Source organism: Citrobacter sp. L55, assembly GCF_002850715.1.
Lineage (GTDB): Bacteria > Pseudomonadota > Gammaproteobacteria > Enterobacterales > Enterobacteriaceae > Citrobacter > Citrobacter braakii.
In genome coordinates, this window is record NZ_KZ559401.1 from 61,864 (window position 1) to 87,133 (window position 25,270).

Genomic DNA, 25,270 nt, shown 5'->3' on the forward strand with positions numbered 1-25,270 from the left:
GACCTCATTGTCATTTTGACAATTCATATTGTCATATTGACAATAAAATGAATAGTCATTTTGACTACCACCTTATAGGCATTAAAAAACAAACCCTTTAAAATCAACAAATAAAAAGTTGGCACGCAACCTGCAATAAGCAAAACATCTTTTTTAGAAAAACGCTGAATTAATTACTGAGGTTGCTATGTCTATTCTGGTTAAAAATAACATTCATTGGGTTGGCCAACGTGACTGGGAAGTTCGTGATTTCCACGGGACTGAATATAAAACGCTGCGCGGTAGCAGCTACAACAGCTATCTCATCCGTGAAGAAAAAAATGTCCTGATCGATACAGTAGACCACAAGTTTAGCCGTGAATTCGTGCAGAACCTGCGCAGTGAAATTGACCTGGCAGATATCGACTACATCATCATTAACCACGCGGAAGAGGACCATGCCGGTGCGCTGACTGAGCTGATGTCCTGCATCCCTGACACGCCAATTTACTGCACAGCCAACGCTATTGACTCTATCAACGGGCACCACCACCACCCGGAGTGGAACTTCAACGTGGTGAAAACCGGCGACTCGCTGGACATTGGCAACGCTAAGCAGCTGATCTTCGTTGAAACGCCGATGCTGCACTGGCCTGACAGCATGATGACCTACATGACCGGCGATGCGGTGCTGTTCAGTAACGACGCCTTCGGCCAGCACTACTGTGATGAACGTCTGTTTAACGACGAAGTTGACCAGACCGAACTGTTCGAACAGTGCCAGCGTTACTACGCCAACATCCTGACGCCGTTCAGCCGTCTGGTTACACCGAAAATCACTGAGATTCTCGGCTTCAACCTGCCGGTGGATATGATTGCCACTTCCCACGGCGTGGTATGGCGCGACAACCCGACACAAATCGTTGAAATGTATCTGAAATGGGCGGCTGACTATCAGGAAGACCGTATCACCATTTTCTACGACACCATGTCCAACAACACCCGCATGATGGCGGACGCCATTGCCCAGGGCATCAACGAAGTTGACCCGAACGTGGCGGTGAAAATCTTTAACGTCGCCCGTAGCGACAAAAACGAAGTCCTGACTAACGTCTTCCGCTCTAAAGGCGTGCTGGTTGGTACTTCAACGATGAATAACGTAATGATGCCAAAAATCGCCGGTCTGGTAGAAGAGATGACCGGCCTGCGTTTTCGTAACAAACGCGCCAGCGCCTTTGGTTCACACGGCTGGAGCGGCGGTGCGGTAGACCGTTTGTCCACACGCTTGCAGGATGCCGGTTTCGAGATGTCGCTGAGTCTGAAAGCGAAATGGCGTCCGGATCTGGACGCGCTGGAACTGTGTCGCCAGCATGGCCGTGAAATCGCACGTCAGTGGGCGCTTGCTCCGCTGCCGGAAACAATCGTCAAAACGGCAACCAAAGAGGAAGAGTGCGCCTGTGCCGCTGCGGCTACCGCTGATCTTGGTCCAAGCATGCAGTGCAGCGTATGCCAGTGGATTTACGACCCGGCAAAAGGTGAACCGCTGCAGGATGTCGCGCCGGGAACACCGTGGAGCGACGTGCCGGATAACTTCCTGTGCCCGGAATGTTCATTAGGTAAAGACGTCTTTGACGTACTGGCAACGGAGGCAAAATGAGCCGCGGAATTGTCATTATTGGTTCAGGCTTCGCCGCCCGCCAGTTAGTCAAAAATATCCGTAAGCAGGATGCAGATGTCCCGCTGACCCTGATTGCTGCAGACAGTATGGATGAGTACAACAAGCCCGATCTCAGCCATGTTATCAGTCAGTCGCAACGTGCAGACGACCTCACCCGCCAGTCGGCGGGGGAGTTTGCCGAACAGTTTAATTTGCGCCTCTTTCCGCACACCTGGGTAACCGACATCGATGCCGATGCTCACGTAGTGAAAAACCAGGAGCAACAGTGGCCATACGACAAACTGGTGCTGGCGACGGGAGCGTCGGCGTTCGTACCGCCGATTACCGGACGTGAGTTAATGTTCACATTGAACAGCCAACAAGAGTATCGCGCCTGTGAAACACAACTGCGTGACGCCCAACGGGTGCTGATTGTCGGCGGCGGCTTGATTGGCAGCGAGCTGGCGATGGATTTTTGTCGTGCTGGTAAAGCGGTGACGCTTATCGACAACGCCGCCAGCATTCTGGCTTCGCTGATGCCGCCAGAAGTAAGCAGTCGCTTACAGCATCGTTTGACCGATATGGGCGTACACCTGCTGCTGAAATCGCAGCTTCAGGGGCTGGAGAAAACGGAGTCGGGGATTCGCGCCACGCTCGATCGTAGCCGCAGCGTAGAAGTCGATGCGGTGATCGCCGCTACGGGTCTGCGCCCTGAAACCGCGCTGGCGCGTCGCGCCGGATTGAACATCAATCGCGGCGTCTGCGTCGACAGCTACCTGCAAACCAGCCACCCGGACATTTATGCTCTCGGCGACTGTGCGGAAATTAACAGTCAGGTACTCCCGTTCCTGCAACCGATTCAGCTGAGCGCCATGTATCTGGCGAAAAACCTGCTCGGCGGCAATGCACCATTGAAGTTGCCTGCCATGCTGGTAAAAGTCAAAACGCCGGAATTACCCTTGCATCTGGCTGGGGAAACCCAGCGCCGCGATCTGAACTGGCATATTGCCGCCGAAGTGCAAGGGATGGTGGCCAGAGGGATGAACGATGCAGGCCAGCTATGTGCCTTTGTCGTCAGCGAAGACCGCATGAAAGAGGCCTTTGCGCTGCTGAAAACGCTGCCCGTGTAAGTACAGGATACCGTTGCTTGATTTATTAACCTCACGCACATGGATGTGCGTTGCCACTTGTCGGTATGCCCCGACCTGTTGTTCTTGCCCCGCCAGTCCCGGGGCTTTTTTTATTTTTGCGCCAACGCCCGCGCCGCGGCAATCACGCCCTGCCCCAACGACAACCCGCCGTCGCCCGCCGGTAAACGCTGTGGGAACAGTAAGGTAAAATCATGCAGATAAAACGCCAGCCGGGCTGACAATAAGCGGTTATGCATCACACCTCCGCTGAATACCAGCGTCTTAATCCCCCGCTCTTCGGCCTGCAAACGCATCAGGGTAGCAAACCCACGCGCCAGCGCGTCGTGAAACGCCCACGCTCTTTCGGCAGGTTTGGCCTGCCAGGTCAGCCATTGCTGCCAAAAAACCGCTAAGTCCAGCTGATTGCCATCAAGCGGCACCGTGACAGGGTGCTCAACGCCAGCACATTGCGATGCCATCGCCTCCAGCGCGCAGGCTGCCTCACCTTCATAACTCAGCGATTCCGGCGCACATTGAAGCGCGGCGGCAACGGCATCAAACAGCCGTCCGCACGATGACGCCAGCGGCGCGTTAATCCCCCGCTCAATGGCGCGCGCCAGCACGTTCCAGTTTTGATGTTGCAGCACCGATGTTTCCGGGTAGCGCTGCCAGTCAGGAACAAAACGCAGGCACTGCGCGAGCAAATTGCGCCACGGCTGTTTTGCCGCCAGATCGCCCCCCGCCAGCGCTACCGCTGGCAAGCCGCCAAGGTGTTCGCATTCACGATAGTTGACCCGCAAACACTCTCCCCCCCACAGCGCGCTGTTTTCCCCCATGCCGATACCGTCTAACGTCAGAGCAATCACGTCGCCACCCTCGAGCGACCAGCGTGCTCGGCCAGACACGCAGCGGCATGCGCATGGTGATGCAGCACCGTTTCGGTTGGCAGATTCATTTCGCTGGCCCACTGACTGGAAACATAACCAGGGTGTGCATCATGCACGATACGCTGCGGCGTAAAGTCATAAATGTTTTGGATCAGGCGCAGCGCATCACGCCACTGCTGCTGAATGCCGTCATCGCTGAGATCGCCCAAATGCTGGCTAATAACCGCCTGTTCACCACGCACCAGGCAGAAGGTATTTTTCAGATCTGCGCCCAGGCAAAGCATCGGCGGCACGTCGTGAAATCCTGGCGGCAGCGCCACCGCATCCGGCACGTAACCCCGTGAACGACGCAGCATCTCGCCACTGTCGCGTACCACAGAGTCATCCATCCGCTGCACAATTTCGCGGTTATGCAACAGGAAACCATCGGCAATTTCGTGTAAATCTTCCAGCGCCTGCGCGTTGGTAATAGCGGGCGGTCTGCCGCTGAGATTGCCGGAGGTCATTACCAACGGACACTTCATCTCTTGTAAGAGCAAATGCTGCAACGGATTCGCTGGCAGCATGACGCCCACTTCCGTTAACCCTGGCGCAATGCCCTCGCTCAATGCTGCGATATAGCGTTTCTGCACCAACACGATCGGCGCGGCTGGGGTTGTCAGCAAACGATGAGCGGGTTCAGGCAGTCCGTCATCACCGGGCAGCATCACTGCCAGAGGTTTTGCCGGACGGTGTTTGCGCAGCCTGAGCAGCGCTACGGCGTCATCATTTTGTGCATCGCACACCAGATGAAACCCACCAATCCCTTTAACGGCCACAATACCGCCTGCTTTCAGGCGCGATACTGCCGCCTGCAACGCCTCTTCTTTCTCCGCCCGCTCACCCGCGCTAAACCATTCGAGGTGGGGACCGCATGCCGGACAGGCAACGGGCTGGGCATGGAAGCGACGGTCGTATGGATCACGATACTCTTTATCGCATTGCGCACAGAGTGGGAATGACGCCATCACGGTAAACGGGCGATCGTAGGGCATGGCGCGGATAATCGTAAAGCGCGGGCCACAGTGGGTGCAGTTGATAAAGGGATAACGATAGCGGCGTTCACCGGGGGTGTTCATTTCAACCAGACATTCGGGACAGGTCGCGGCATCCGGAACGATTTGCGTATTCATCGTGCCGCCAGCACTTTGCCGAATCGAGAAATCGGCAGGCGGCTGCGTCCAGGCGAACGGTTCGCTCTCAACGCTGTCAATGCGCGCCAGCGGCGGGCAGTGTTGATGCAACTGCGCAATAAACTCTGCCGGATCTTCCTGTATACGCACAACCACACCGTCACCGTCGTTACACACATCGCCATGTAGCTGTAACCGCTGCGCCAGTTGCCAGACGTAGGGGCGAAATCCGACGCCCTGTACCTTACCGCGAATACGCAGCTGTACGCCGGAGTGGTTGTTTATTGTCATGATGAATTCCCGCGGTATTGTATCCCTGAAATGTCCGTTTGCCGGATGGCGGCTTCGCCTTATCCGGCACGTATTTTACGCGGATTTTCAGATATCAGAACAGCAAAGATGCAGTGGAATCCAGCGCCGCGCGACGGCGTTTTTCAGCGCTCAGTTGCTCAAGCTTATTGCGATCCACATAAATCAGCGCGTGAGTCGGGCAGACTTCCATACAGGCAGGGCCGGCCTCACGATGGTGGCACAGGTCGCACTTATTGGCTTCGGCTTTTTCTGCCCGGACGTTCAGACCTGCCCCGCTGTTACGAACAACCGGACGCACGACCACTTCCATTGCGCCATAAGGGCAAGCCACAACGCAGGTTTTACACCCAATGCAGCGCTCCTGCATCACGTGGACAAAGCCTTTATCACGGCTGATTGCACCGTTCGGACAGACGTTAGCGCACGGCGCGTCTTCACACTGGCGGCACAGCGTCGCCGTGGAGACATTAACGCCTTTGATGACGTGAATGCGGGGTAAAAAGGTTTCAGGGGTCAGCGATGCGCAGTCCTGGTTATCCTGATGGGATACCACGCAGGCCACTTCACAGGTACGGCAACCAATGCATTTATTGGCGTCTGCAATGATGAAACGGTTCATCAATTTCTCCAGCAATGACAGATTATCTGCCGAAGCATTCATAAATCGTGCCAGAATTTAATTGACTGTTATTAAAGGTTTTTTATTTTGATGAATGCAGAGAAGCCGTGTCATCGTCACTAGTGACGATGACAAATGACAGCCGTCAGCGCAAAACGAGCGGCGCAACAGAGTCGCGTTGAATGAGTTCACCGGTGAAGGTTTTTGGCGGCGTAAACGCCCCGTCATCCAGCATAAAGATCAGGCGGCCTATCGTTTCCTGGATCATTTCCGTTACCGGGATTTTGACGCTGGAAAGCGCCGGAATAGTGTATGGCGCGATGGCGATATCGTCGAAGCCAATCACCGACACCTGAGCAGGGACGCGCACGCCATGCGCGTGCAACTGCTTTATCGCACCGATCGCCATATCATCATTGCTGGCCACCAGCGCGGTAAAATTGACCTGACGCGAAAGCAAAGTATCGACTCCCGCTGCGCCGCAGGCTGGCGTCCATTTCCCTTTAACAATCAAATCATTATTAAGCGGAATACCATGATGTGCCAGCGCGTCTTTATAGCCTGAAAGTCGCTCTACGCAGGTAGGCGAATCCATTGAGCCGGTAATAAAACCAATCTCTTTGTGGCCGCTGGCAATGAGTTGAGTAACGGCGTTAAAACTGGTTTGCTTTTGATCGCACCACACGCAGTGGCTGGTATTTTTTCGCAGCCGCCGATTAAGCACCATAATCGGCTGGGCGTGGGCGTCGATGATATCGTCTATCTCATCCACGCTAAGAAAACGCGGATAGATCATAATCGCGTCACAGCGCAGGTCGAGCAGGTACTGGATCGCCTGACGCTCTTCCTCTGCGCTGTGCTTACCGTCAGCCAGCAACAACTGGCGTCCCTTATCTTCCGCCATCCGCGCGGTATGAAACAGCAGTTCGCTGAAATAGACGCCGTGATAAAGGGTGTTAGTTACCACCAGACCCAGCGTCTGCGTAGTTTTCGCTGCCAGACTGCGTGCCAGCAAGTTAGGGCGGTAACCACTCTCTTCAATGGCCTGAAACACGCGGTCTTTGGTTTCCTGGCTGACATAACCATTCCCGGAAAGCACCCGGGAAACCGTCGCTTTTGACACCCCGGCACGCTTCGCTACCTCCAGCATCGTGGTCATATTACTCATCCCTTTTCTCTCAATGTGACGCAGTGTACTGCACCGTTTCGCCGCTGTCCTTGCTGCTAAATTGCAAACGCTGACATCTGGTGATCGGAGTCACAATTATAAAAAATGATCAAAATTAAAACTTGCCCATTACGTGTAATTTAAACATGATTTTGTGGAACCGGTTTCCTATCTGCGTTTCATCAACCCAGAAAAGCGACCAACGTAAACGGATAAAACATAACGTACTCTACTGATAAAACAGGATTAAATCCGATGTCCAAAAATTATGCAGCGCTGGCGCGCTCGGTTGTGACGGCTCTGGGAGGCGTGGACAACATCACAGCAGTGACCCACTGTATGACCCGTTTGCGTTTCGTTATCAAAGATGACTCGCAGGTCGACAGCACGACGCTGAAGACGCTCCCTGGCGTGCTCGGCGTGGTGCGCAGCGATAACCAGTGCCAGGTGATCATCGGCAACACCGTTTCGCAGGCGTATCGCGAGGTAGTCAGCCTGTTACCTGCCAATATGCAACCTGCAGAGCCGCAAACCAAACCTCGGCTGACGCTGAAGCGGATTGGCGCTGGGATCCTCGACGCGCTGATCGGCACAATGTCCCCGTTGATCCCGGCTATTATCGGCGGATCAATGCTCAAGCTGCTGGCAATGATCCTCGAAATGACCGGCGTGCTGGTGAAAGGATCGTCCACGCTCACTATTCTGACCGTAATCGGCGACGGCGCCTTCTTCTTCCTGCCACTGATGGTCGCCGCCTCAGCAGCCATAAAATTCAAAACCAACATGTCGCTGGCAATCGCCATCGCTGGCGTACTGGTGCATCCCAGCTTCATCGAACTGATGGCGAAGGCCGCGCAGGGTGAGCACGTTGAGTTTGCCCTGATCCCGGTGACGGCGGTGAAATACACCTACACGGTGATCCCGGCGCTGGTCATGACCTGGTGTCTGTCCTACATCGAACGCTGGGTCGATCGCATCACTCCGGCGGTAACCAAAAACTTCCTTAAACCGATGCTAATCGTGCTGATCGCCGCCCCACTCGCCATCGTCATCATTGGCCCGATCGGTATCTGGATCGGTAGTGCAATTTCAGCACTGGTTTATACCATTCACGGCTATCTCGGCTGGCTGTCGGTGGCCATTATGGGCGCATTGTGGCCGCTGCTGGTGATGACCGGTATGCACCGCGTCTTCACGCCAACCATTATTCAGACCATTGCCGAAACCGGAAAAGAAGGCATGGTGATGCCGTCAGAAATCGGCGCCAATTTGTCGCTGGGCGGTTCATCGCTGGCAGTGGCATGGAAAACCAAAAACCCGGAACTGCGTCAGACGGCGTTAGCGGCAGCCGCCTCGGCCATCATGGCAGGCATTTCCGAACCCGCGCTGTATGGCGTGGCGATCCGCCTGAAACGCCCACTGATTGCGAGTCTTATCAGCGGCTTTATCTGCGGTGCCGTTGCCGGAATGGCCGGACTGGCGAGCCACTCCATGGCGGCTCCAGGCTTGTTCACCAGCGTACAGTTTTTCGATCCAGCCAATCCGATGACCATCGTTTGGGTGTTTGGCGTGATGGCGCTGGCGGTCGTGCTTTCCTTTGTATTAACACTGCTCCTCGGCTTTGAAGATATTCCTGTCGAAGATGCAGCCGCGCAGGCCAGAAGCAACCAGGCCGCGCAACCAGGCAATATCAATAGAGCCAGCATTTGACTGGTATGAACTGAGGTTAACTATGTCTGTTTTTCCGCAAGGATTTTTATGGGGCGGCGCACTGGCCGCCAACCAGTCTGAAGGGGCATACCGGGAAGGCGGCAAAGGGCTGACCACCGTCGATATGATCCCCCACGGCACAAACCGCATGGCCGTCAAACTGGGTCAGGAAAAACGCTTTACGCTGCGGGATGACGAATTTTATCCCAGCCATCAGGCAATCGACTTTTATCATCGCTATAAAGAAGATATCGCGCTGATGGCGGAAATGGGGTTTACGGTTTTTCGTACTTCCATTGCCTGGAGCCGTCTCTACCCTAACGGCGACGAGCTGACGCCAAATGAAGAGGGTATCGCGTTTTACCGGGCCGTGTTTGCCGAGTGTAAAAAATACGGTATTGAGCCGTTAGTTACGCTGTGTCACTTCGATGTGCCGATGCATCTGGTCAGCGAGTATGGCTCCTGGCGTAACCGCAAAATGGTAGAGTTCTTTACCCGCTACGCCCGTACCTGCTTCGAGGCCTTTGACGGTCTGGTGAAGTACTGGCTAACGTTCAACGAAATCAACATTATGCTGCACAGCCCTTTTTCTGGCGCCGGACTGGTGTTTGAAGAAGGTGAAAATCAGGATCAGGTGAAATATCAGTCCGCCCACCACGAACTGATTGCCAGCGCCCTGGCAACTAAAATTGCCCATGAAATTAATCCGCAAAACCAGGTCGGCTGTATGCTGGCGGGCGGTAATTTTTATCCTTATTCCTGTAAACCGGAAGATGTGTGGACCGCACTGGAAAAAGACCGCGAAAACCTGTTCTTTATTGATGTGCAGGCGCGCGGGGCTTACCCCGCTTACTCTGCCCGTGTGTTTCGCGAAAAAGGCGTGGTGATAGAAAAAGCGGCGGGAGATGACGATATCCTGAAAAACACCGTCGATTTCGTCTCGTTTAGCTATTACGCATCGCGCTGCGCCTCCGCTGAAATGAATACTGGCAATACCAGCGCCGCTAACGTGGTGAAGTCGCTGCGTAATCCGTACATTGCCGCCAGCGAATGGGGCTGGGGCATCGACCCACTCGGTCTGCGCATCACCATGAATATGATGTATGACCGCTACCAGAAGCCGTTGTTTTTGGTGGAAAACGGGCTGGGGGCGAAAGATGAAATCGATGCTAACGGCGAAATCAATGACGACTATCGCATTAGCTATTTACGCGAGCACATTCGCGCCATGGCAGATGCTATTGAGGATGGCGTGCCGCTGCTGGGCTACACCACCTGGGGCTGTATCGATCTGGTTTCAGCCTCAACCGGTGAGATGAGCAAACGCTACGGTTTTGTGTATGTGGACCGCGATGACGCGGGCAACGGCACGTTAGCGCGTAAACGCAAAAAATCGTTCTGGTGGTATAAGAAAGTGATTGCGAGCAACGGGACCGATCTGGAATAACAATATTGCCGGATGACACTGCCATCCGGCAACACGTATTATTCAGAATATATATACCCGCTGTCTGTTATCATTTTTATTGTACAACTTTAGGATTTTGCAGCAGCGGCAAAGGCGCTTCGCCCAACGCGTGAACCTGACCAATAATTGTCGCGCTCCGGCCAATCTGTAATGACTCAACATTCGTACTATTATGGGAGCCAAACTGGAACTGAATCACGTTGTTCGTTTTATTATTTTCGTCTTTCAGGCTGACAAGATAAGAATAAGCATTGGAAATACCATTAATCTTACGAATATCAATGACCACGCCCCGCAGCTTCACCCACTCACCAAGATAGTCCTTATTGGCTTTAACAGGATTTAAGGTATAGGGCGCGACAAAATCAGCGACGGACAAGGTTGGCATTGACGCAGCTGATGACTCCCCCGGTTGAAATAATCGGTCTCCCGCAGAGAAGAACGCGTCAGCCGCCGTCTCGCACCCGCTAAGAAGAGAGGAAATAATAATTAAATTTACCAAACGAATACCTGAACGCATAAATAACTCCTGTATATTAATTTCCCATATATTCAAATTCTAAATAATTCGAGTATATAACCTCCCTGAACAACGCCGAAATATAATATAACTCCCGTATTAGTAAAAGAAGAGAATATTCTCCCCCCAGCTATTATCAACTTCTCATCTTTTTCATTATTTGCATTCTATTTTCTGGATCTGCCTTCCAGTTTCGGGTTTGCCCTCCCGCCTTTTTACTGGCATTTTATTCAGTAGTTTTCCATCGTTTTATTCGTAACAAGGGAGTGTTTATGTCTGGTAAAAATGGTAATGCCGAAGCGGTTATCAACAAGCCATTACGTCATTTTAAAGTCAGCTATGTCAGAGTACGGCATGAAGATCGCAAAACCGGTTTTACACGACGTATAAGCCGCCATGCTTCACTCACGATGAACGGAGACTGGCTGGAACAGGCGGGGTTCCCAACGGGCACGTCGGTAAAAGTATCGGTTACGCAGGGGAAATTAATTATTGAACAAGCAGGTGAATAGTCTGTTTCGAGGGTGTCGACGTTATCCGGATGGTGGTAATGCGACACACCATCCGGTATTCAGTGCCCTCAGGCTCAGGCTTCCGGTGCCTCTAATTCAGCGAACCCACCGTGTCCTTCCCACCCGGCTAATCGCTGATAGACGGTATCTACCGCATCTTTGATCGGCTGTGTCATCGGGTAGTAAAAACCGACAATATCCGGCTGGATACCAAGGAAAATCACCTCGCCAACGTCGTCTTTCAGCTGATCGACCAGGTAGTTCAGCGGCATGTTGTGGGTGGTCATCATGAACATCTCGGCAATATTATCAGGATCGATAATGCGGATTTCACCAGGATTTAGCCCCATATCGGTGGCATCCACAATCAACAGACGCTGCGGGCGCAACTCGCGGATGGCGACGATGTCGTTTTCCGGCGCGCTTCCGCCGTCGATGACAACCCATTGACCTTGAGGATTTGCAGCACACATTTCGGCCAACAGCGGCCCCGCGCCGTCATCGCCCATCATGCTGTTACCCACACATAATAAAACGTCAGTCACGATGTCTCCTCACCATCAGATAGATGGCGCTTTCCTGGTGGATATCGTGAAGCATGCTAAGCATCAGCTTGCTCCACTCCTGCTGCTGCGGGGTCTGCACGGCACGCGCATCATCGAACGCGCGCGCCAGCATTTGCACATGGTTGAAATCGATGACGATCTCGCCGTACTTCGGCACGCCCTCCATTTTCCGGCGGGCTTCACTGCCTTCGGCAAGCGTGGCAATCCACGCCAGATATTCATCCCACGGACAGGTTAACGCCGCTTCCAGGCAATCGATGATCCCAAGGTGGTGACCAATCGCCAGGCTGTAATAGACAACCTGCTGCGCCTCAGCGGGCGTTGCATCGTTCTCATCAATAAACTTACGGCTCAGTTGACTGAACACCACCGTTTCACTCATCGGATACGCGCCTCTTCGACAACATGATTAAGATGCGTGACGATCTCGGTCAGACGCGGATCGTTTTCCGCTTCCAGCCAGCGCGCCACCTGATGCTCGCCCTGCCCTAACTGCGTCATATAGTCATCAGCAATCTGGCGACCGTAGCGGTAGCCCGCCAGACGGCGTGCTTCACGATCCACCTTCACGCGCAGCGGCTGAACCATGTCCGGATGCAGAATTTCAGCCGGCTGTGCGTCCAGTTCACCTGGCGCACGCGCGTGAATTTTTTGTTCCAGCAGACCCAGCGCCATTGCAAAACCGTACAGCGTAGCCGCTGGCGTTGGCGGACAGCCAGGAATATACACATCCACCGGTACGATTTTATCCGTGCCGCCCCATACGCAGTATAAGTCGTGGAAGATACCGCCGCTGTTACCGCAGGCACCGTAAGAGATACAAATTTTCGGATCTGGCGCAGACTGCCAGGCGCGCAGCGCCGGAGAGCGCATGGCACGCGTTACCGCGCCGGTAAACAGCAGGATATCCGCATGGCGCGGTGATGGTACAACTTTGATACCAAAACGTTCGGCATCAAACAGCGGAGAAAGCGTAGCGAAGATTTCGATTTCACAGCCGTTGCAGCCGCCGCAGTCCACACGGTAAACGTACGCTGAACGCTTGATGCTTTTAAGCAGCGATGCTTTCATGCTGGCAATGGATTCATCCACCGTCATCGGTACCGGAATACCGTTGGCGTCACGTGGGCCTAATAAATTGCTCATCAGCTAGCCTCTTTCATATGGCGAGTCAGTTCAATACGGTCAGACGGCACCAGACATTTCTGGCGCTTACAATCCGGGCAGGTCTCAAAGCTTTCACGGTGGTTTTCCGCACGGCTGTCACCGTTGTGCTTAAGTAGCGCAATGGCGTAATCGATCTCTTTTTGTACCGCAAACGGGCGGTTACATACGCGGCAATTACACAGCGCAAAGCGGGACTGCTGCAGGAAATCCTCTTTCTTCCACACCGCCAGTTCATACTCCTGCGACAGCTTGATTGCCGCCGTCGGGCAGACTTCTTCGCAGCGGGCGCAGAAGATGCAACGACCGAGATTGAACTGCCACGCCAGCTCATGGGTGACCAGATCGGTTTCTACCGTCAGTGCATTCGACGGGCACGCATTCACACAGGCCGCACAGCCAATGCACTGCTGCGGATTGTGTTCCGGTTTGCCACGGAAGTTTTTATCGACCGCAATCGGCTCCAGCGGATACGACGACGTCGGCGCCCCGGTTTTGATGACTTTTTTGATAAAGGTAAACATGGCGATTCCTTATTTCAGCGGCGAGTTTTTACGCTCGATGCTGTAGCGCTCAAGTTCTTTGTACGGCACGACTTTGCTCTTCTTCTTACGCACATCGACCACAGTCATACGGTCGGTACAGGAGTAGCAAGGATCGAGGCTACCGATAATCAGCGGGGCATCGGAAACGGTGTTGCCACGCAGCATGTAGCGCAGCGTCGGCCAGTTGGCGTAAGTCGCCGCGCGACAGCGCCAGCGATACAGTTTCTGGTTGTCGCCAGTCATACTCCAGTGGATGTCATCCCCGCGCGGCGCTTCAGCAAAGCCCAGCGCAAAGCGGTGTGGAATGTAGGTGAAACCTTCCACAGCCAGCGGGCCGCCTGGCAGGTTGTCCAGACCAAAGTCGATCATATTCAGTGCGGTGTAGACTTCATTGATACGGACTTTCAGACGAGAAATAACGTCGCAACCCTGCTCACTGTGAACTTCCATCGGCAGCAGGCCATAGCCCACAAACGGGTGATCGGCGCGGGTGTCACGCGCATGGCCGCTGGCGCGTACCATCGGGCCGACGTTACTGAAGTCACGGGCAATCTCCGGATCCAGACGGCCAATACCTACGGTACGCTGTTCCATGTTCGGCGTGCTGAGCAGCATATCGACCAGTTCCTGCACGTCACGACGCATCTGCTGCGCCAGTTGACGGGTCTGGATCATATCCTCTTTCAGCAGATCACGACGAATACCGCCGATCAGGTTCAGACCGTAAGTTTTACGTGCCCCGGTGAGGATCTCCGCCATCTTCATGGAGGTTTCACGCACTCGGAAGAACTGCATAAAGCCGGAGTCAAAACCGGTAAAGTGACAGGCCAGGCCGAGGTTCAGCAGGTGCGAGTGCAGGCGTTCAACTTCCAGCAGAATGGCGCGGATCATCTGCGCACGTTCCGGCACGACGATGCCCATCGCGTTCTCGACGGAGGTGGTATAGGCAGTGCTGTGCGCAAAGCCGCAAATGCCGCACACGCGGTCGGACAAGAAGGTCACTTCGTTGTAACCCATGCGGGTTTCCGCCAGCTTCTCCATGCCGCGGTGGACATAGAACAGACGGTAGTCGGCGTCGATGATGTTCTCGCCGTCAACAAACAGACGGAAGTGACCGGGTTCATCAGAGGTGACGTGCAATGGGCCAATCGGCACCACGTTGTTTTTCTTGTCGCCCAGTTCGTTGATGAACTCGTAGGTTTCAGCATCGGTAGTCGGCGCGGGGCGCTGGCGATAATCCATGCTGTCTTTACGCAGCGGGTAGAGTTCGTCCGGCCAGTCATCCGGCAGTACCAGACGACGCTCATCGGGCAAACCAACCGGGATCAAACCGTACATATCGCGCACTTCGCGCTCGCCCCAGACCGCAGCAGGCACGCGCGGCGTGACGGACGGGAACTCCAGCTTATTGGCATCGACTTCAACACGGACGGTAATCCAGCACTTGGTACCCTGCTCCATCGACAGCACGTAGTACACAGCATAATGACCGCACAGCTGACGTTCGTCGTTACCAAACAGCACGGACAACCAGCCGCCCTGTTTGTAGTACAGGAACTCCACCACTTCCGGCAGGTAGTTCACCTTGACGGTGATCGTCAACTGATCTTTGGTCTGCCAGGCTTCATCCAGCACGACGCCCGGGAAGGCCTGGTGCAACGCCGCGAGATATTGTTGACCTAATTTTTCTTCAGACATGCTCAAACTCTCTTAAATCACGCCACCAGCAAGGAGACGAACGCTAAAAACGCAAACCCAAAACCGGCCCAGGTCACGCGTGAAGTGGCGCAAAAACGCAGACGCGCCATGCTGTTTTCGAACAGGGCGATGACCAGCACGCCGAGAACCAGTTTGACGACGGCAATCACCAGCGCCAGTAGCAGCCCACCCGAGGTGAAGGTTTCCATCTGTCCCCACGGCAGGAACACGCCAACGAACATTTGCAGAACGACCAGTTGCTTAAGGCTAATGCCCCATTTCAGCACCGCAAAACCGCTGCCGCTGTATTCGGTCAATGGACCTTCCTGCAGCTCCTGCTCTGCCTCTGCCAGATCGAACGGCAGTTTGCCCATTTCGATAAAGGTGGCGAAAGCACAGGCGCACAGCGCCAGAATCAACGGAATGCTGCGTGCAGCAGGCCAGTGATAAATGGTATCGGCGATATTGCTGATATGCGTTGAGCCAGCAACCTGCGCCGCTACCCACAGACCCAGCAGCAGGATAGGTTCAACCAGCACGCCGAGCATCGCTTCGCGGCTGGCGCCAATAGCGGTAAACGGGCTACCGGTATCCAGGCCCGCGATAGAGAAGAAGAAGCGAGCGATGGCGAACAGGTAAATTAAGGTGATCAGATCGCCCAGTTGCGGCAGCGGTGAGCCAACGGTCACTACCGGCAACGCGGTGGCGATAGTCAGCATCACACCCACCATCACAAACGGCGTCAGGCGGAAAACCCAACTGGAATCCGCAGGCGCAATGCTCTGACGGCCCAGCAGTTTGATAATGTCGCGGTATTCCTGCAAAATGCCCGGACCGCGGCGATTGTGCAAACGCGCACGTGCCACGCGGGTAATACCGGACAGCAGCGGCGCAACGGCAAACAGCACCAGCGCCTGAATTAACGGATATAAAACACTCATTCTCAGGCTCCTCGTGAAACCACAATCACCACCAGTACCGCCAGCTCAATCAGCGCCAGGCGACGGAACAGCACCGGTGCAGCCGCATTCTGCCAGCCCGGAACCAGTGATACCGGATTCAGCCATTTGCGCAGTTTGAGTACCGGAGCAAAGGCTTCTTTCACCGGCATGGCAAAACCGTGTGCGGTAATGACCATTGACTGCTCGTGATCGTAACCACACACCCATGCCGCACCGCGTGAACGCGATGGCAGACGGTTGCCTTTGAAAATCGCCATGATGATGAACGGCAGCAGCGGACATGCGATCAGCAGCAGCGTGATCATTGGCTGAGAAACGGTGGTGTTCGCGGTTTCCAGCGGCAGCGGAACGGCAGCGGAGATCATCGGCAGCAGCCACGGCGCAGCAACGCCCCCAATCACGCAGCAGATAGCCAACGCGACTACGCTAACGCCCATCAGAATTGGCGCGCAGCAGGCATTTTCAGCTTCCTTCGTGCGCGGTGCTCCAAGGAACGTAACGCCATAGACTTTCGCCATACACATCACCGCCAGCGCGCCGGTAATCGCCAGTCCTACCGCCAGCAACGGTCCTAACAGACGACCGACAAAAACACCGCTGTTGCCAAGCTTAAAGAAGGACTGGTAGATAACCCACTCACCGGCAAAACCGTTCAGCGGCGGCAGTGCGGCCATCGCCATCAGGCCAACCAGCATCGCCAGAGAGATAACCGGCATACGTTTACCGATACCGCCCAGTTTTTCGATATCACGATGACCGGTACGGAACCAGATGCTGCCTGCGCCCAGGAACAGAACGCTTTTGAACAGGCTGTGGTTTACCAGGTGGTACAGACCGCCGGTCAAACCCAGCGCAATCAGCGCAGGTTGATTCAGGGAAATTCCGGTTACGCCTGCGCCCAGACCCAGCAGAATAATGCCGATGTTTTCCAGCGTGTGGTATGCCAGCAGACGCTGAATGTTGTGTTCCATCAGCGCATACAGACCGCCGACAAACGCGGTGATCATTCCCAGCACCAGCAGCGTAATGCCCCACCACAGCGGCGCGTTACCGCCCAGCAGCGACAGGGAGAGAATACCCAGCAGACCCACCTTCATGACGACGGTAGAGAACAGCGCCGCAGCCGGTGCGCTGGCGTTGGCGTGTGCCTGCGGCACCCATCCGTGCAGCGGAATAATCCCGGCCAGCAGGCCAAAACCCGCCACGCCCAGCAGCCAGATATCAGACCCGAGCGGCAGCTCCTGTGCGCGCAGGTCAAGCAGGCGCAGCTCCAGGGTGCCGTAGCGTTGCCACACCAGGTAGCAGGCAATAGCCAGCAGTAGCGTGCCGACGCGGCCCAGCGCAAACCACAGTTTGCCCTCTTTGCTGCAGCCGGTGAGGAACACGGCACACAGCGCCATGATTTCCGCCATCACCACCAGCGTTCCGAGGTTGCTGGCAACCACCGCACATACCGCTGCGGCCATCAGCAGATTCACCAGCAGCCCGTTGGCTTTTACCTGCGGATGACGATGCCAGTCAATGTTGAACAGGCTGACAAACAGGCCGCACAGGCCCAGCGTAATCAGCCAGATAGCGTTCAACGGGGTAATTTGCACACTGTGACCAATAAATGGCATCACACCGCTTAAAGCCAGGGCATTAGTCAGTACGGTGAAACCCGCAGCCGCTGTACACAGGCTGCCAACCGCACCGCCAACCCCGGCAATCCAGCCGCTCAGCGGTTTGTGAAATGAAAACAGAAATGCCAGAACCGCAGCCGCCGTAAACCAAGCTACGCCGCTGTTAATCAGTGAAATTGCGCTCATTTTGCATCCCCACTCTGAGCCTGCTGAAACAAGGTGAGATCGCCGAAGTCGGTATTAAAAGTCAGCTCACGCTTACGTTTGCTGGCGCGGGCAATATCCACGTTACTCACCAGGTGCAGGGCTTTGGTCGGGCACATGCGTACGCAGGCCGGACCAAGCTCGTCAAAACTGCACAGATCGCATTTCACCGCGATGGCACGAATACCCGGAACCCAGTCCAGCAACGTGCTCACGCGGGCAGGCGCTGGCGGAGCCGGAGGCGCTTTTGGCGTATTGGCGTTTGCCGGGATATGCAGCGGACGGCTACCGGAAAACTCAATCGCGCCAAACGGACAGGCGATCCCGCACAGTTTGCAGCTTACACACAGGCTTTCATTCAGCTGCACGGCACCATCAACGCGATTAATCGCATTAACCGGACAAACGGTGGCGCAAGGCGCATCTTCGCAATGGTGGCAAAGCTGCGGGGCGGATTCTTTTTCATTTAACATCACTTTCAGGCGCGGCATTGACTGCAGGCCATGCTGGCGATGTGTCTCTGAGCAGGCGGCTTCACAGGTGTGGCAGCCGATGCAAAGAGTGGAGTCAGCAATTACAAAACGATTCACCAGGCATTCCTCAGGTGATAGTCATTTTTGACGAAAACATGTCTGGAAAATGTCATTTCGACATTTTTCGACATGCCCATTCCCTAAACGTCGTGACGCAGTATGAAAGTGCATCATGACAAAAGTGGGCAGCACCCAAGGCTTAAGCCGGGCTATGTCCCTCAATCAGCTGGCTTAAATTCACCGGCATATTGTTCTCAACCGCGGTATAGAGGCTGTCGTAGACGGTGGCGATTTTTTCGAGATAGTGTTCCAGCACCTGCTCGCGATCGCGGTTGCTGATACGCTCATCAACCTTACCGTCGATGGTCAACTCAGCCTGTGCAATCAGTTGCTTATCATCACCGTCTTTCGTTTCAACGTAGTACTCGATGGTGTGGCTGTTAAAGCCGTCCGCCAGCGTGACGTAGATAGTGAAGTGTTCAAAAAGGACGAAGCAGAGATCCTTGTCCGGTGCGCAGCTCATTGCATGATGCAAACGCGCTTTTGACAGGGTGATCCCCTGAACCAGCGAGTTGCAGTAAATACGCCACTGGTCCTGTAGGCGACGATGCCGTTCAGCGATGTAATCGGCTTTTTCGCTTATTTCCCAAATAGTCATGTCAGGTTACCCGTTTAGCAGAGATGAACAGCTTTAAGCACATTTCATGCCAAAATTAAAAACCTTAATTTTCATATAGATAAAAAATCAAAGAGCGGTGACGACATGTCATTTCGTCATCGTCGTCATTGTCACGATCGAAAAAATTCAAGCTGGCATGTTTATTGCTTTTAATACGGCAACTTCATAGGAGGCGGTATGCACGAAATAACCCTCTGCCAACGGGCACTGGAATTGATTGAACAACAGGCCACGCAATACGGTGCTCAACGAGTAACTGGGGTCTGGCTCAAAATTGGCGCATTTTCTTGCGTAGAAACCAGCGCTCTCGCCTTTTGTTTTGATCTGGTATGCCGCGGGACCCTTGCAGAAGGTTGTAAACTCCACCTCGAAGAACAAGAAGCCGAATGTTGGTGCGAATCTTGTCAGCAATACGTCACCTTACTGACGCAACGCGTGCGCAGATGTCCGCAATGCAACAGCGATATGCTGAGAATTGTGGCCGATGACGGCTTACAGATTCGACGTATTGAAATAGATGAAACTCCAGCGTCAGATGCCGACGCCTAAGCGTCATCATCCGGCAACTGAAGTATCGCAAGTAATAAGATCAGGAGTGAGCGATGTGTACGACATGTGGTTGCGCTGAAGGCAACCTTTATATAGAGGGTGATGAGCATAATCCCCACTCGGCGTTTCGCAGCGCGCCATTTGCCCCGGCGGCTCGTCCGGCGCTGAATATTACCGGGGTGAAGACCTCCAGTTTCACACCGAGCCAGACCGAAGAAGGCGATTTGCATTACGGTCACGGTGAAGCAGGCACCCACGCGCCAGGCATGAGTCAGCGCCGGATGCTGGAAGTGGAAATTGACGTGCTGGATAAAAACAACCGTCTGGCCGAGCGCAACCGTGCCCGCTTTGCTGCCCGTCAACATCTGGTATTAAACCTTGTCTCAAGCCCAGGCTCCGGTAAAACCACGCTGCTGACCGAAACGCTGATGAAGCTCAAAGACAGCGTGCCTTGCGCCGTCATTGAAGGCGACCAGCAGACGGTTAACGATGCCGCCCGTATTCGCGCCACAGGTACGCCCGCCATCCAGGTCAACACCGGTAAAGGTTGCCACCTTGACGCACAAATGATTGCTGACGCCGCGCCACGTTTGCCGCTTGAAGACAACGGCATCCTGTTCATTGAAAACGTCGGGAACCTGGTTTGCCCGGCCAGCTTCGACCTCGGCGAACGCCATAAAGTGGCGGTGCTTTCCGTCACCGAAGGCGAAGACAAGCCGCTGAAATACCCGCATATGTTTGCCGCCGCGTCGCTGATGCTGCTCAACAAAGTAGACCTACTGCCGTACCTCAATTTTGACGTAGAAAAGTGCATCGCCAGCGCCCGGGAAGTGAACCCGGAAATTGAGATTATCCTGATTTCCGCCACCAGTGGCGAAGGCATGGACCAATGGCTCTCCTGGCTGGAGACGCAGCGATGTGCATAGGTGTTCCGGGTCAAATCCGCACCATTGATGGCAACCAGGCCAAAGTCGACGTTTGCGGTATTCAGCGCGACGTCGACCTGACGCTGGTCGGAAGCTGCGATGAACACGGTCAACCCCGTCTGGGCCAGTGGGTACTGGTCCACGTCGGCTTTGCCATGAGCATCATTAATGAAGCTGAAGCGCGCGACACGCTCGACGCGCTGCAAAACATGTTTGACGTTGAGCCGGATGTCGGCGCGTTGTTGTATGGCGAGGAAAAATAATGCGTTTTGTTGACGAATACCGCGCACCAGAACAGGTGATGCAGTTGATAGAGCACCTGTGTGAACGTGCCGCACACCTCCCCTACACTGCTGAACGTCCGCTGCGCATCATGGAAGTGTGTGGTGGTCATACCCACGCTATCTTCAAGTTCGGTCTCGACCAATTGCTGCCTGACAACGTCGAGTTTATTCATGGCCCGGGCTGCCCGGTTTGCGTTCTGCCGATGGGCAGAATCGACAGCTGTGTGGAAATCGCCAGCCATCCGGAAGTGATTTTTTGCACCTTTGGCGATGCGATGCGCGTTCCGGGTAAACAAGGTTCTTTGCTACAAGCCAAAGCGCGCGGCGCGGATATCCGCATCGTCTATTCACCGATGGATGCGCTGAAGCTGGCGCAGGAAAACCCAACGCGTAAGGTTGTGTTCTTTGGCCTGGGTTTTGAAACCACAATGCCAACCACCGCCATCACCCTTCAGCAGGCAAAACAGCGTGACGTGCAGAACTTTTACTTTTTCTGCCAGCACATCACGCTTATCCCTACGCTGCGCAGCCTGCTGGAACAGCCGGACAACGGCATCGACGCCTTCTTAGCGCCGGGCCATGTCAGCATGGTGATTGGCACCGATGCCTATAATTTCATTGCTTCAGATTTCCATCGTCCGTTGGTGGTCGCCGGTTTCGAACCGCTCGATCTGCTGCAGGGCGTGGTGATGTTGATTGAACAGAAGATTGCCGCGCATAGCCAGGTTGAAAACCAGTATCGCCGCGTGGTGCCGGACGCCGGTAACCTGCTAGCGCAACAGGCCATCGCCGAAGTGTTCTGCGTCAATGGCGATAGCGAATGGCGAGGTCTGGGCGTCATTGAATCCTCTGGCGTTCACCTGACGCCAGACTATCAGCGCTTTGATGCCGAAGCGCATTTCCAGCCAGCGCCGCAGCAGGTGTATGACGATCCGCGCGCGCGTTGCGGCGAGGTATTGACCGGCAGATGCAAACCGCATCAGTGCCCGCTATTTGGCAAAACCTGTAACCCGGAGACCGCGTTTGGCGCCCTGATGGTCTCCTCAGAAGGCGCATGTGCCGCCTGGTATCAGTATCGTCAGCAGGAGTGTGAAGCATGAACAGCGTACAACTCGCCCACGGTAGCGGCGGTCAGGCTATGCAGCAGTTGATCAACAGTCTGTTTATGGAGGCTTTTGCTAATCCGTGGCTGGCGGAACAAGAAGATCAGGCCCGTCTGGATCTGGCGCAACTGGTCGCAGAAGGCGATCGTCTGGCGTTTTCAACCGACAGCTATGTTATCGATCCGTTGTTCTTCCCGGGTGGCAATATCGGCAAGCTGGCCATCTGCGGTACGGCTAACGACGTGGCGGTCAGCGGCGCGATCCCTCGCTACCTCTCCTGCGGTTTTATCCTCGAAGAGGGTTTGCCGATGGAGACGTTGAAAACCGTCGTCAACAGTATGGCGGCGACCGCGCGTGAAGCGGGCATCGCCATCGTGACCGGCGATACCAAAGTCGTGCAGCGCGGCGCTGCAGACAAGCTGTTCATCAACACGGCCGGAATGGGGGCGATCCCCGCCAACATTCACTGGGGCGCACAGACCCTCGGCCCAGGCGATGTGCTGCTGGTCAGCGGTACGCTTGGCGATCACGGCGCAACTATCCTTAACCTGCGCGAACAGCTGGGTCTTGATGGCGAACTGGTCAGCGACTGCGCGGTATTGACACCGCTTATCCAGACGCTGCGTGATATTCCCGGCGTGAAGGCGCTGCGTGACGCGACCCGTGGCGGCGTAAATGCGGTAACGCATGAATTTGCCGCCTCATGCGGGTTTGGTATTGAGCTGTCTGAAGCGGCCCTGCCCGTGAAGCCCGCGGTGCGTGGCGTTTGCGAACTGCTGGGTCTGGATGCGCTTAACTTTGCTAACGAAGGCAAGCTGGTGATTGCCGTTGAGCGTCAGGCTGCTGAAACGGTGCTTGCCGCGCTGCGCGCACATCCGTTAGGACGCGATGCCGCAATGATTGGTGAAGTGGTAGAACGCAAAGGTGTGCGTCTTGCCGGACTCTACGGCGTGAAACGCACTCTCGATTTACCACACGCCGAACCATTACCTCGTATATGCTAACAGCCGGTTGGCAGCAAGCTGTAGGCCGGGTAAGACGCATTTGCGTCGACATCCGGCCTTAACGCTGCAATATCACCTGATGGCGTTTTGCCGATCGGGTCTACGGTTCGTGTAGCAGGACCAGTCCGGCAATAATTTACGACTTATACCTATAATTCATTTACCGTTTTCGCACCGTTCTGCGGTGCTTTTCCTGGAAAAGCAATATGTCGTATACACCGATGAGTGACCTCGGACAGCAAGGCCTGTTCGATATTACTCGTACATTATTACAGCAGCCCGACCTGCCGTCTCTCAGCGAGGCGCTTTCGCAACTGGTCAAGCGTTCAGCGCTGGCCGACTGCGCGGCTATTGTCTTATGGCAGGCACAAACGCAGCGTGCGCGTTATTTTGCGACGCGTGAAAATGGTAACCCCATCGATTATGAAGACGAAACGGTGCTGGCGCATGGCCCGGTACGCCGTATTTTGTCTCGCCCCGATGCGCTGCACTGCAACTATCACGAGTTTAACGAAACCTGGCCACAGCTGGCCTCTGGCGGGCTGTATTCTAAATTTGGTCACTACTGCCTGCTGCCGCTGGCGGCAGATGGACGAATCTTTGGCGGTTGCGAATTTATCCGTAACGAAGACCAACCGTGGAGTGAAAAAGAGTACAACCGGCTGCAGACCTTCACCCAAATAGTCGGCGTCGTTGCTGAACAAATTCAAAGCCGGGTCAGCAACAATGTCGATTACGATCTCCTGTGCCGTGAGCGTGATAACTTTCGCATCCTGGTCGCCATCACCAATGCTGTGCTCTCCCGCCTGGATATTGATGAGCTGGTCAGCGAAGTCGCTAAAGAGATCCATCACTACTTCGACATTGATGCCATCAGCATCGTATTACGCAGCGATCGCAAAAACAAGCTCAGCATTTATTCCACTCACTATCTGGATGAACATCATCCGGCACACGAACAAAGTGAAGTGGACGAAGCCGGTACGCTCTCTGAACGGGTCTTCAAAAGCAAAGAGATGCTGCTGATTAACCTGAGCGAACGCGATACCCTGGCCCCTTACGAAAGAATGTTGTTCGAAACCTGGGGCAACCAGCTACAGACTCTGTGCCTGCTGCCGCTGATGTCCGGCAATAATATGCTCGGCGTACTTAAGCTGGCGCAATGTGAAGAGAAAGTATTCACCACCGCCAATCTCAAACTGCTGCGCCAAATCGCAGAACGCGTGGCGATCGCCGTGGATAACGCTCTCGCCTACCAGGAGATCCACCGCCTGAAGGAGCGGCTGGTCGATGAAAACCTGGCGCTGACTGAACAACTCAACAACGTGGAGAGTGAGTTCGGAGAAATCATTGGCCGCAGCGAAGCGATGTACAGCGTACTCAAACAGGTCGAAATGGTGGCGCAAAGCGACAGCACTGTCCTGATTCTTGGTGAAACCGGGACGGGTAAGGAGCTGATTGCACGAGCAATTCACAACCTGAGCGGACGTAACGCCCGTCGGATGGTGAAAATGAACTGCGCGGCAATGCCTGCCGGATTGCTGGAAAGCGATCTGTTTGGCCATGAGCGTGGCGCATTTACCGGGGCCAGCACGCAGCGGATTGGACGCTTTGAACTGGCGGACAAAAGTTCGTTATTTCTCGATGAAGTTGGCGACATGCCGCTGGAGCTTCAGCCCAAGCTGCTGCGCGTTCTGCAGGAGCAGGAGTTTGAACGTCTGGGCAGCAATAAGCTGATCCTGACCGACGTTCGCTTGATCGCTGCCACTAACCGCGATCTGAAAAAGATGGTCGCCGATCGCGAGTTTCGTAACGATCTCTACTATCGACTGAACGTCTTCCCGATCCATCTGCCGCCGCTGCGCGAGCGCCCGGAAGATATTCCGCTGCTGGTGAAAGCCTTCACCTTCAAAATTGCCCGCCGGATGGGGCGCAATATCGACAGCATTCCCGCCGAAGCCCTGCGTACGCTGAGCAACATGGAATGGCCGGGTAACGTGCGCGAGCTGGAAAACGTCGTAGAACGCGCGGTTCTGCTCACCCGGGGCAACGTGCTGCAACTGTCCTTGCCGGATGTAATCGCTATGGCGCCGTCTACGCCGCCGGTGGCGACCGAAGTCGCGCAGGATGGCGAAGATGAATACCAGCTGATAATGCGCGTTCTGAAAGAAACCAATGGCGTTGTCGCCGGTCCTAAAGGCGCGGCACAAAGACTGGGGTTGAAACGCACAACGTTACTCTCGCGCATGAAGCGCCTGGGCATTGATAAGGACGCACTGGTTTAACGGATTATTGCC

General features: G+C 54.8%; 23 protein-coding genes and 1 pseudogene. 11 read left to right on the forward strand and 13 right to left on the reverse strand.

Annotated features, from left to right (window positions below):
- Window positions 1–187: 187 nt before the first annotated feature.
- Window positions 188–1,636: an anaerobic nitric oxide reductase flavorubredoxin gene (norV, locus tag B9P82_RS07745; RefSeq protein WP_049268540.1), complete on the forward strand. Its 1,449-nt coding sequence runs from the start codon at window positions 188–190 to the stop codon at window positions 1,634–1,636.
- Window positions 1,633–2,766 (forward strand): NADH:flavorubredoxin reductase NorW, encoded by a 1,134-nt coding sequence (gene norW / locus B9P82_RS07750; RefSeq protein WP_049268539.1) that lies wholly within the window; start codon window positions 1,633–1,635, stop codon window positions 2,764–2,766. Before norV ends, norW begins: the two co-directional genes overlap by 4 nt.
- Window positions 2,767–2,876: 110 nt before the next feature.
- On the opposite strand, the pseudogene hypF reads toward norW, so the two are convergent.
- From hypF to B9P82_RS07765, 3 genes and pseudogenes are all read right to left on the reverse strand, one after another.
- Window positions 2,877–5,116, reverse strand: a pseudogene (gene hypF / locus B9P82_RS07755) (carbamoyltransferase HypF).
- 94 nt (window positions 5,117–5,210) lie between these two features.
- Entirely contained in the window at window positions 5,211–5,756 is a 546-nt protein-coding gene (hydN, locus tag B9P82_RS07760; protein WP_003037366.1) for an electron transport protein HydN, read from the reverse strand.
- A 145-nt stretch (window positions 5,757–5,901) separates the two neighbouring features.
- Window positions 5,902–6,915: a LacI family DNA-binding transcriptional regulator gene (locus B9P82_RS07765; RefSeq protein WP_049268537.1), complete on the reverse strand. Its 1,014-nt coding sequence runs from the start codon at window positions 6,913–6,915 to the stop codon at window positions 5,902–5,904.
- Window positions 6,916–7,179: 264 nt separating this feature from the next.
- Here B9P82_RS07765 and ascF point away from each other — a divergent pair, with 264 nt between their 5' ends.
- Together ascF and B9P82_RS07775 are read left to right on the forward strand one after the other, a co-directional pair.
- Window positions 7,180–8,634, forward strand: coding sequence for a PTS cellobiose/arbutin/salicin transporter subunit IIBC (gene ascF, locus B9P82_RS07770; RefSeq protein WP_049268536.1), 1,455 nt, complete (start codon window positions 7,180–7,182; stop codon window positions 8,632–8,634).
- A 22-nt stretch (window positions 8,635–8,656) separates the two neighbouring features.
- On the forward strand, window positions 8,657–10,081 hold the full coding sequence (locus B9P82_RS07775) for a 6-phospho-beta-glucosidase (protein WP_016154180.1): 1,425 nt from the start codon (window positions 8,657–8,659) through the stop codon (window positions 10,079–10,081).
- 76 nt (window positions 10,082–10,157) lie between these two features.
- Here the strand turns inward: B9P82_RS07775 and B9P82_RS07780 are convergent, their stop codons facing one another.
- The gene (locus B9P82_RS07780; protein WP_049282636.1) at window positions 10,158–10,622 is read right to left on the reverse strand and encodes an OB-fold putative lipoprotein; all 465 of its coding nucleotides are present in this window, start codon (window positions 10,620–10,622) and stop codon (window positions 10,158–10,160) included.
- A gap of 272 nt (window positions 10,623–10,894) precedes the next feature.
- Here B9P82_RS07780 and B9P82_RS07785 point away from each other — a divergent pair, with 272 nt between their 5' ends.
- On the forward strand, window positions 10,895–11,134 hold the full coding sequence (locus B9P82_RS07785) for a SymE family type I addiction module toxin (RefSeq protein WP_016154182.1): 240 nt from the start codon (window positions 10,895–10,897) through the stop codon (window positions 11,132–11,134).
- Between the two features lie 74 nt (window positions 11,135–11,208).
- On the opposite strand, the gene hycI is transcribed toward B9P82_RS07785, so the two are convergent.
- The 9 genes from hycI to hycA all read right to left on the reverse strand — a co-directional run bounded on the left by hycI (window position 11,209) and on the right by hycA (window position 19,086).
- Complete coding sequence (gene hycI / locus B9P82_RS07790; protein ID WP_101700156.1) at window positions 11,209–11,679, reverse strand: hydrogenase maturation peptidase HycI; 471 nt, start codon at window positions 11,677–11,679, stop codon at window positions 11,209–11,211.
- A complete protein-coding gene (locus B9P82_RS07795; RefSeq protein WP_003037385.1) occupies window positions 11,672–12,082 on the reverse strand; it encodes a formate hydrogenlyase maturation HycH family protein in 411 nt (136 codons plus the stop codon). Before B9P82_RS07795 ends, hycI begins: the two co-directional genes overlap by 8 nt.
- Window positions 12,079–12,846 carry a formate hydrogenlyase subunit HycG gene (gene hycG, locus B9P82_RS07800; RefSeq protein ID WP_016154184.1) on the reverse strand — a complete coding sequence of 256 codons (768 nt, stop codon included), beginning with the start codon at window positions 12,844–12,846 and terminating at the stop codon, window positions 12,079–12,081. Before hycG ends, B9P82_RS07795 begins: the two co-directional genes overlap by 4 nt.
- Window positions 12,846–13,388, reverse strand: coding sequence for a formate hydrogenlyase subunit HycF (gene hycF / locus B9P82_RS07805; protein WP_016154185.1), 543 nt, complete (start codon window positions 13,386–13,388; stop codon window positions 12,846–12,848). Before hycF ends, hycG begins: the two co-directional genes overlap by 1 nt.
- 9 nt (window positions 13,389–13,397) lie before the next feature.
- Entirely contained in the window at window positions 13,398–15,107 is a 1,710-nt protein-coding gene (hycE, locus tag B9P82_RS07810; protein ID WP_016154186.1) for a formate hydrogenlyase subunit HycE, read from the reverse strand.
- Between the two features lie 17 nt (window positions 15,108–15,124).
- On the reverse strand, window positions 15,125–16,048 hold the full coding sequence (locus B9P82_RS07815) for a respiratory chain complex I subunit 1 family protein (protein ID WP_101700157.1): 924 nt from the start codon (window positions 16,046–16,048) through the stop codon (window positions 15,125–15,127).
- 2 nt (window positions 16,049–16,050) lie between these two features.
- Complete coding sequence (gene hycC, locus B9P82_RS07820) at window positions 16,051–17,877, reverse strand: formate hydrogenlyase subunit 3 (RefSeq protein ID WP_101700158.1); 1,827 nt, start codon at window positions 17,875–17,877, stop codon at window positions 16,051–16,053.
- The gene (gene hycB, locus B9P82_RS07825) at window positions 17,874–18,485 is read right to left on the reverse strand and encodes a formate hydrogenlyase subunit HycB (RefSeq protein WP_016154189.1); all 612 of its coding nucleotides are present in this window, start codon (window positions 18,483–18,485) and stop codon (window positions 17,874–17,876) included. Before hycB ends, hycC begins: the two co-directional genes overlap by 4 nt.
- 142 nt (window positions 18,486–18,627) lie before the next feature.
- Window positions 18,628–19,086: a formate hydrogenlyase regulator HycA gene (hycA, locus tag B9P82_RS07830; protein WP_016154190.1), complete on the reverse strand. Its 459-nt coding sequence runs from the start codon at window positions 19,084–19,086 to the stop codon at window positions 18,628–18,630.
- 198 nt (window positions 19,087–19,284) lie between these two features.
- Between hycA and hypA the strand changes: the two genes are divergently transcribed.
- The 6 genes from hypA to flhA all read left to right on the forward strand — a co-directional run bounded on the left by hypA (window position 19,285) and on the right by flhA (window position 25,258).
- A complete protein-coding gene (gene hypA / locus B9P82_RS07835) occupies window positions 19,285–19,656 on the forward strand; it encodes a hydrogenase maturation nickel metallochaperone HypA (protein WP_019077546.1) in 372 nt (123 codons plus the stop codon).
- Between the two features lie 53 nt (window positions 19,657–19,709).
- On the forward strand, window positions 19,710–20,582 hold the full coding sequence (gene hypB / locus B9P82_RS07840; RefSeq protein WP_016154192.1) for a hydrogenase nickel incorporation protein HypB: 873 nt from the start codon (window positions 19,710–19,712) through the stop codon (window positions 20,580–20,582).
- Entirely contained in the window at window positions 20,573–20,845 is a 273-nt protein-coding gene (gene hypC, locus B9P82_RS07845; RefSeq protein WP_003037411.1) for a hydrogenase 3 maturation protein HypC, read from the forward strand. Before hypB ends, hypC begins: the two co-directional genes overlap by 10 nt.
- Entirely contained in the window at window positions 20,845–21,966 is a 1,122-nt protein-coding gene (hypD, locus tag B9P82_RS07850; protein WP_019077547.1) for a hydrogenase formation protein HypD, read from the forward strand. Before hypC ends, hypD begins: the two co-directional genes overlap by 1 nt.
- Complete coding sequence (gene hypE / locus B9P82_RS07855; RefSeq protein ID WP_016157324.1) at window positions 21,963–22,973, forward strand: hydrogenase maturation carbamoyl dehydratase HypE; 1,011 nt, start codon at window positions 21,963–21,965, stop codon at window positions 22,971–22,973. Before hypD ends, hypE begins: the two co-directional genes overlap by 4 nt.
- Before the next feature lie 206 nt (window positions 22,974–23,179).
- A complete protein-coding gene (gene flhA, locus B9P82_RS07860; protein ID WP_101700159.1) occupies window positions 23,180–25,258 on the forward strand; it encodes a formate hydrogenlyase transcriptional activator FlhA in 2,079 nt (692 codons plus the stop codon).
- Window positions 25,259–25,270 lie beyond the last annotated feature (12 nt).

Bases quoted from the DNA above. Each gene is read 5' to 3' on its own strand.
- norV (WP_049268540.1), top strand. From the start codon at position 188: ATGTCTATTCTGGTTAAAAATAACATTCATTGGGTTGGCCAACGTGAC.
- norW (WP_049268539.1), top strand. From the start codon at position 1,633: ATGAGCCGCGGAATTGTCATTATTGGTTCAGGCTTCGCCGCCCGCCAG.
- hydN (WP_003037366.1), bottom strand. From the start codon at position 5,756: ATGAACCGTTTCATCATTGCAGACGCCAATAAATGCATTGGTTGCCGT.
- B9P82_RS07765 (WP_049268537.1), bottom strand. From the start codon at position 6,915: ATGACCACGATGCTGGAGGTAGCGAAGCGTGCCGGGGTGTCAAAAGCG.
- ascF (WP_049268536.1), top strand. From the start codon at position 7,180: ATGTCCAAAAATTATGCAGCGCTGGCGCGCTCGGTTGTGACGGCTCTG.
- B9P82_RS07775 (WP_016154180.1), top strand. From the start codon at position 8,657: ATGTCTGTTTTTCCGCAAGGATTTTTATGGGGCGGCGCACTGGCCGCC.
- B9P82_RS07780 (WP_049282636.1), bottom strand. From the start codon at position 10,622: ATGCGTTCAGGTATTCGTTTGGTAAATTTAATTATTATTTCCTCTCTT.
- B9P82_RS07785 (WP_016154182.1), top strand. From the start codon at position 10,895: ATGTCTGGTAAAAATGGTAATGCCGAAGCGGTTATCAACAAGCCATTA.
- B9P82_RS07795 (WP_003037385.1), bottom strand. From the start codon at position 12,082: ATGAGTGAAACGGTGGTGTTCAGTCAACTGAGCCGTAAGTTTATTGAT.
- hycG (WP_016154184.1), bottom strand. From the start codon at position 12,846: ATGAGCAATTTATTAGGCCCACGTGACGCCAACGGTATTCCGGTACCG.
- hycF (WP_016154185.1), bottom strand. From the start codon at position 13,388: ATGTTTACCTTTATCAAAAAAGTCATCAAAACCGGGGCGCCGACGTCG.
- hycE (WP_016154186.1), bottom strand. From the start codon at position 15,107: ATGTCTGAAGAAAAATTAGGTCAACAATATCTCGCGGCGTTGCACCAG.
- B9P82_RS07815 (WP_101700157.1), bottom strand. From the start codon at position 16,048: ATGAGTGTTTTATATCCGTTAATTCAGGCGCTGGTGCTGTTTGCCGTT.
- hycC (WP_101700158.1), bottom strand. From the start codon at position 17,877: ATGAGCGCAATTTCACTGATTAACAGCGGCGTAGCTTGGTTTACGGCG.
- hycA (WP_016154190.1), bottom strand. From the start codon at position 19,086: ATGACTATTTGGGAAATAAGCGAAAAAGCCGATTACATCGCTGAACGG.
- hypA (WP_019077546.1), top strand. From the start codon at position 19,285: ATGCACGAAATAACCCTCTGCCAACGGGCACTGGAATTGATTGAACAA.
- hypB (WP_016154192.1), top strand. From the start codon at position 19,710: ATGTGTACGACATGTGGTTGCGCTGAAGGCAACCTTTATATAGAGGGT.
- hypC (WP_003037411.1), top strand. From the start codon at position 20,573: ATGTGCATAGGTGTTCCGGGTCAAATCCGCACCATTGATGGCAACCAG.
- hypD (WP_019077547.1), top strand. From the start codon at position 20,845: ATGCGTTTTGTTGACGAATACCGCGCACCAGAACAGGTGATGCAGTTG.
- hypE (WP_016157324.1), top strand. From the start codon at position 21,963: ATGAACAGCGTACAACTCGCCCACGGTAGCGGCGGTCAGGCTATGCAG.
- flhA (WP_101700159.1), top strand. From the start codon at position 23,180: ATGTCGTATACACCGATGAGTGACCTCGGACAGCAAGGCCTGTTCGAT.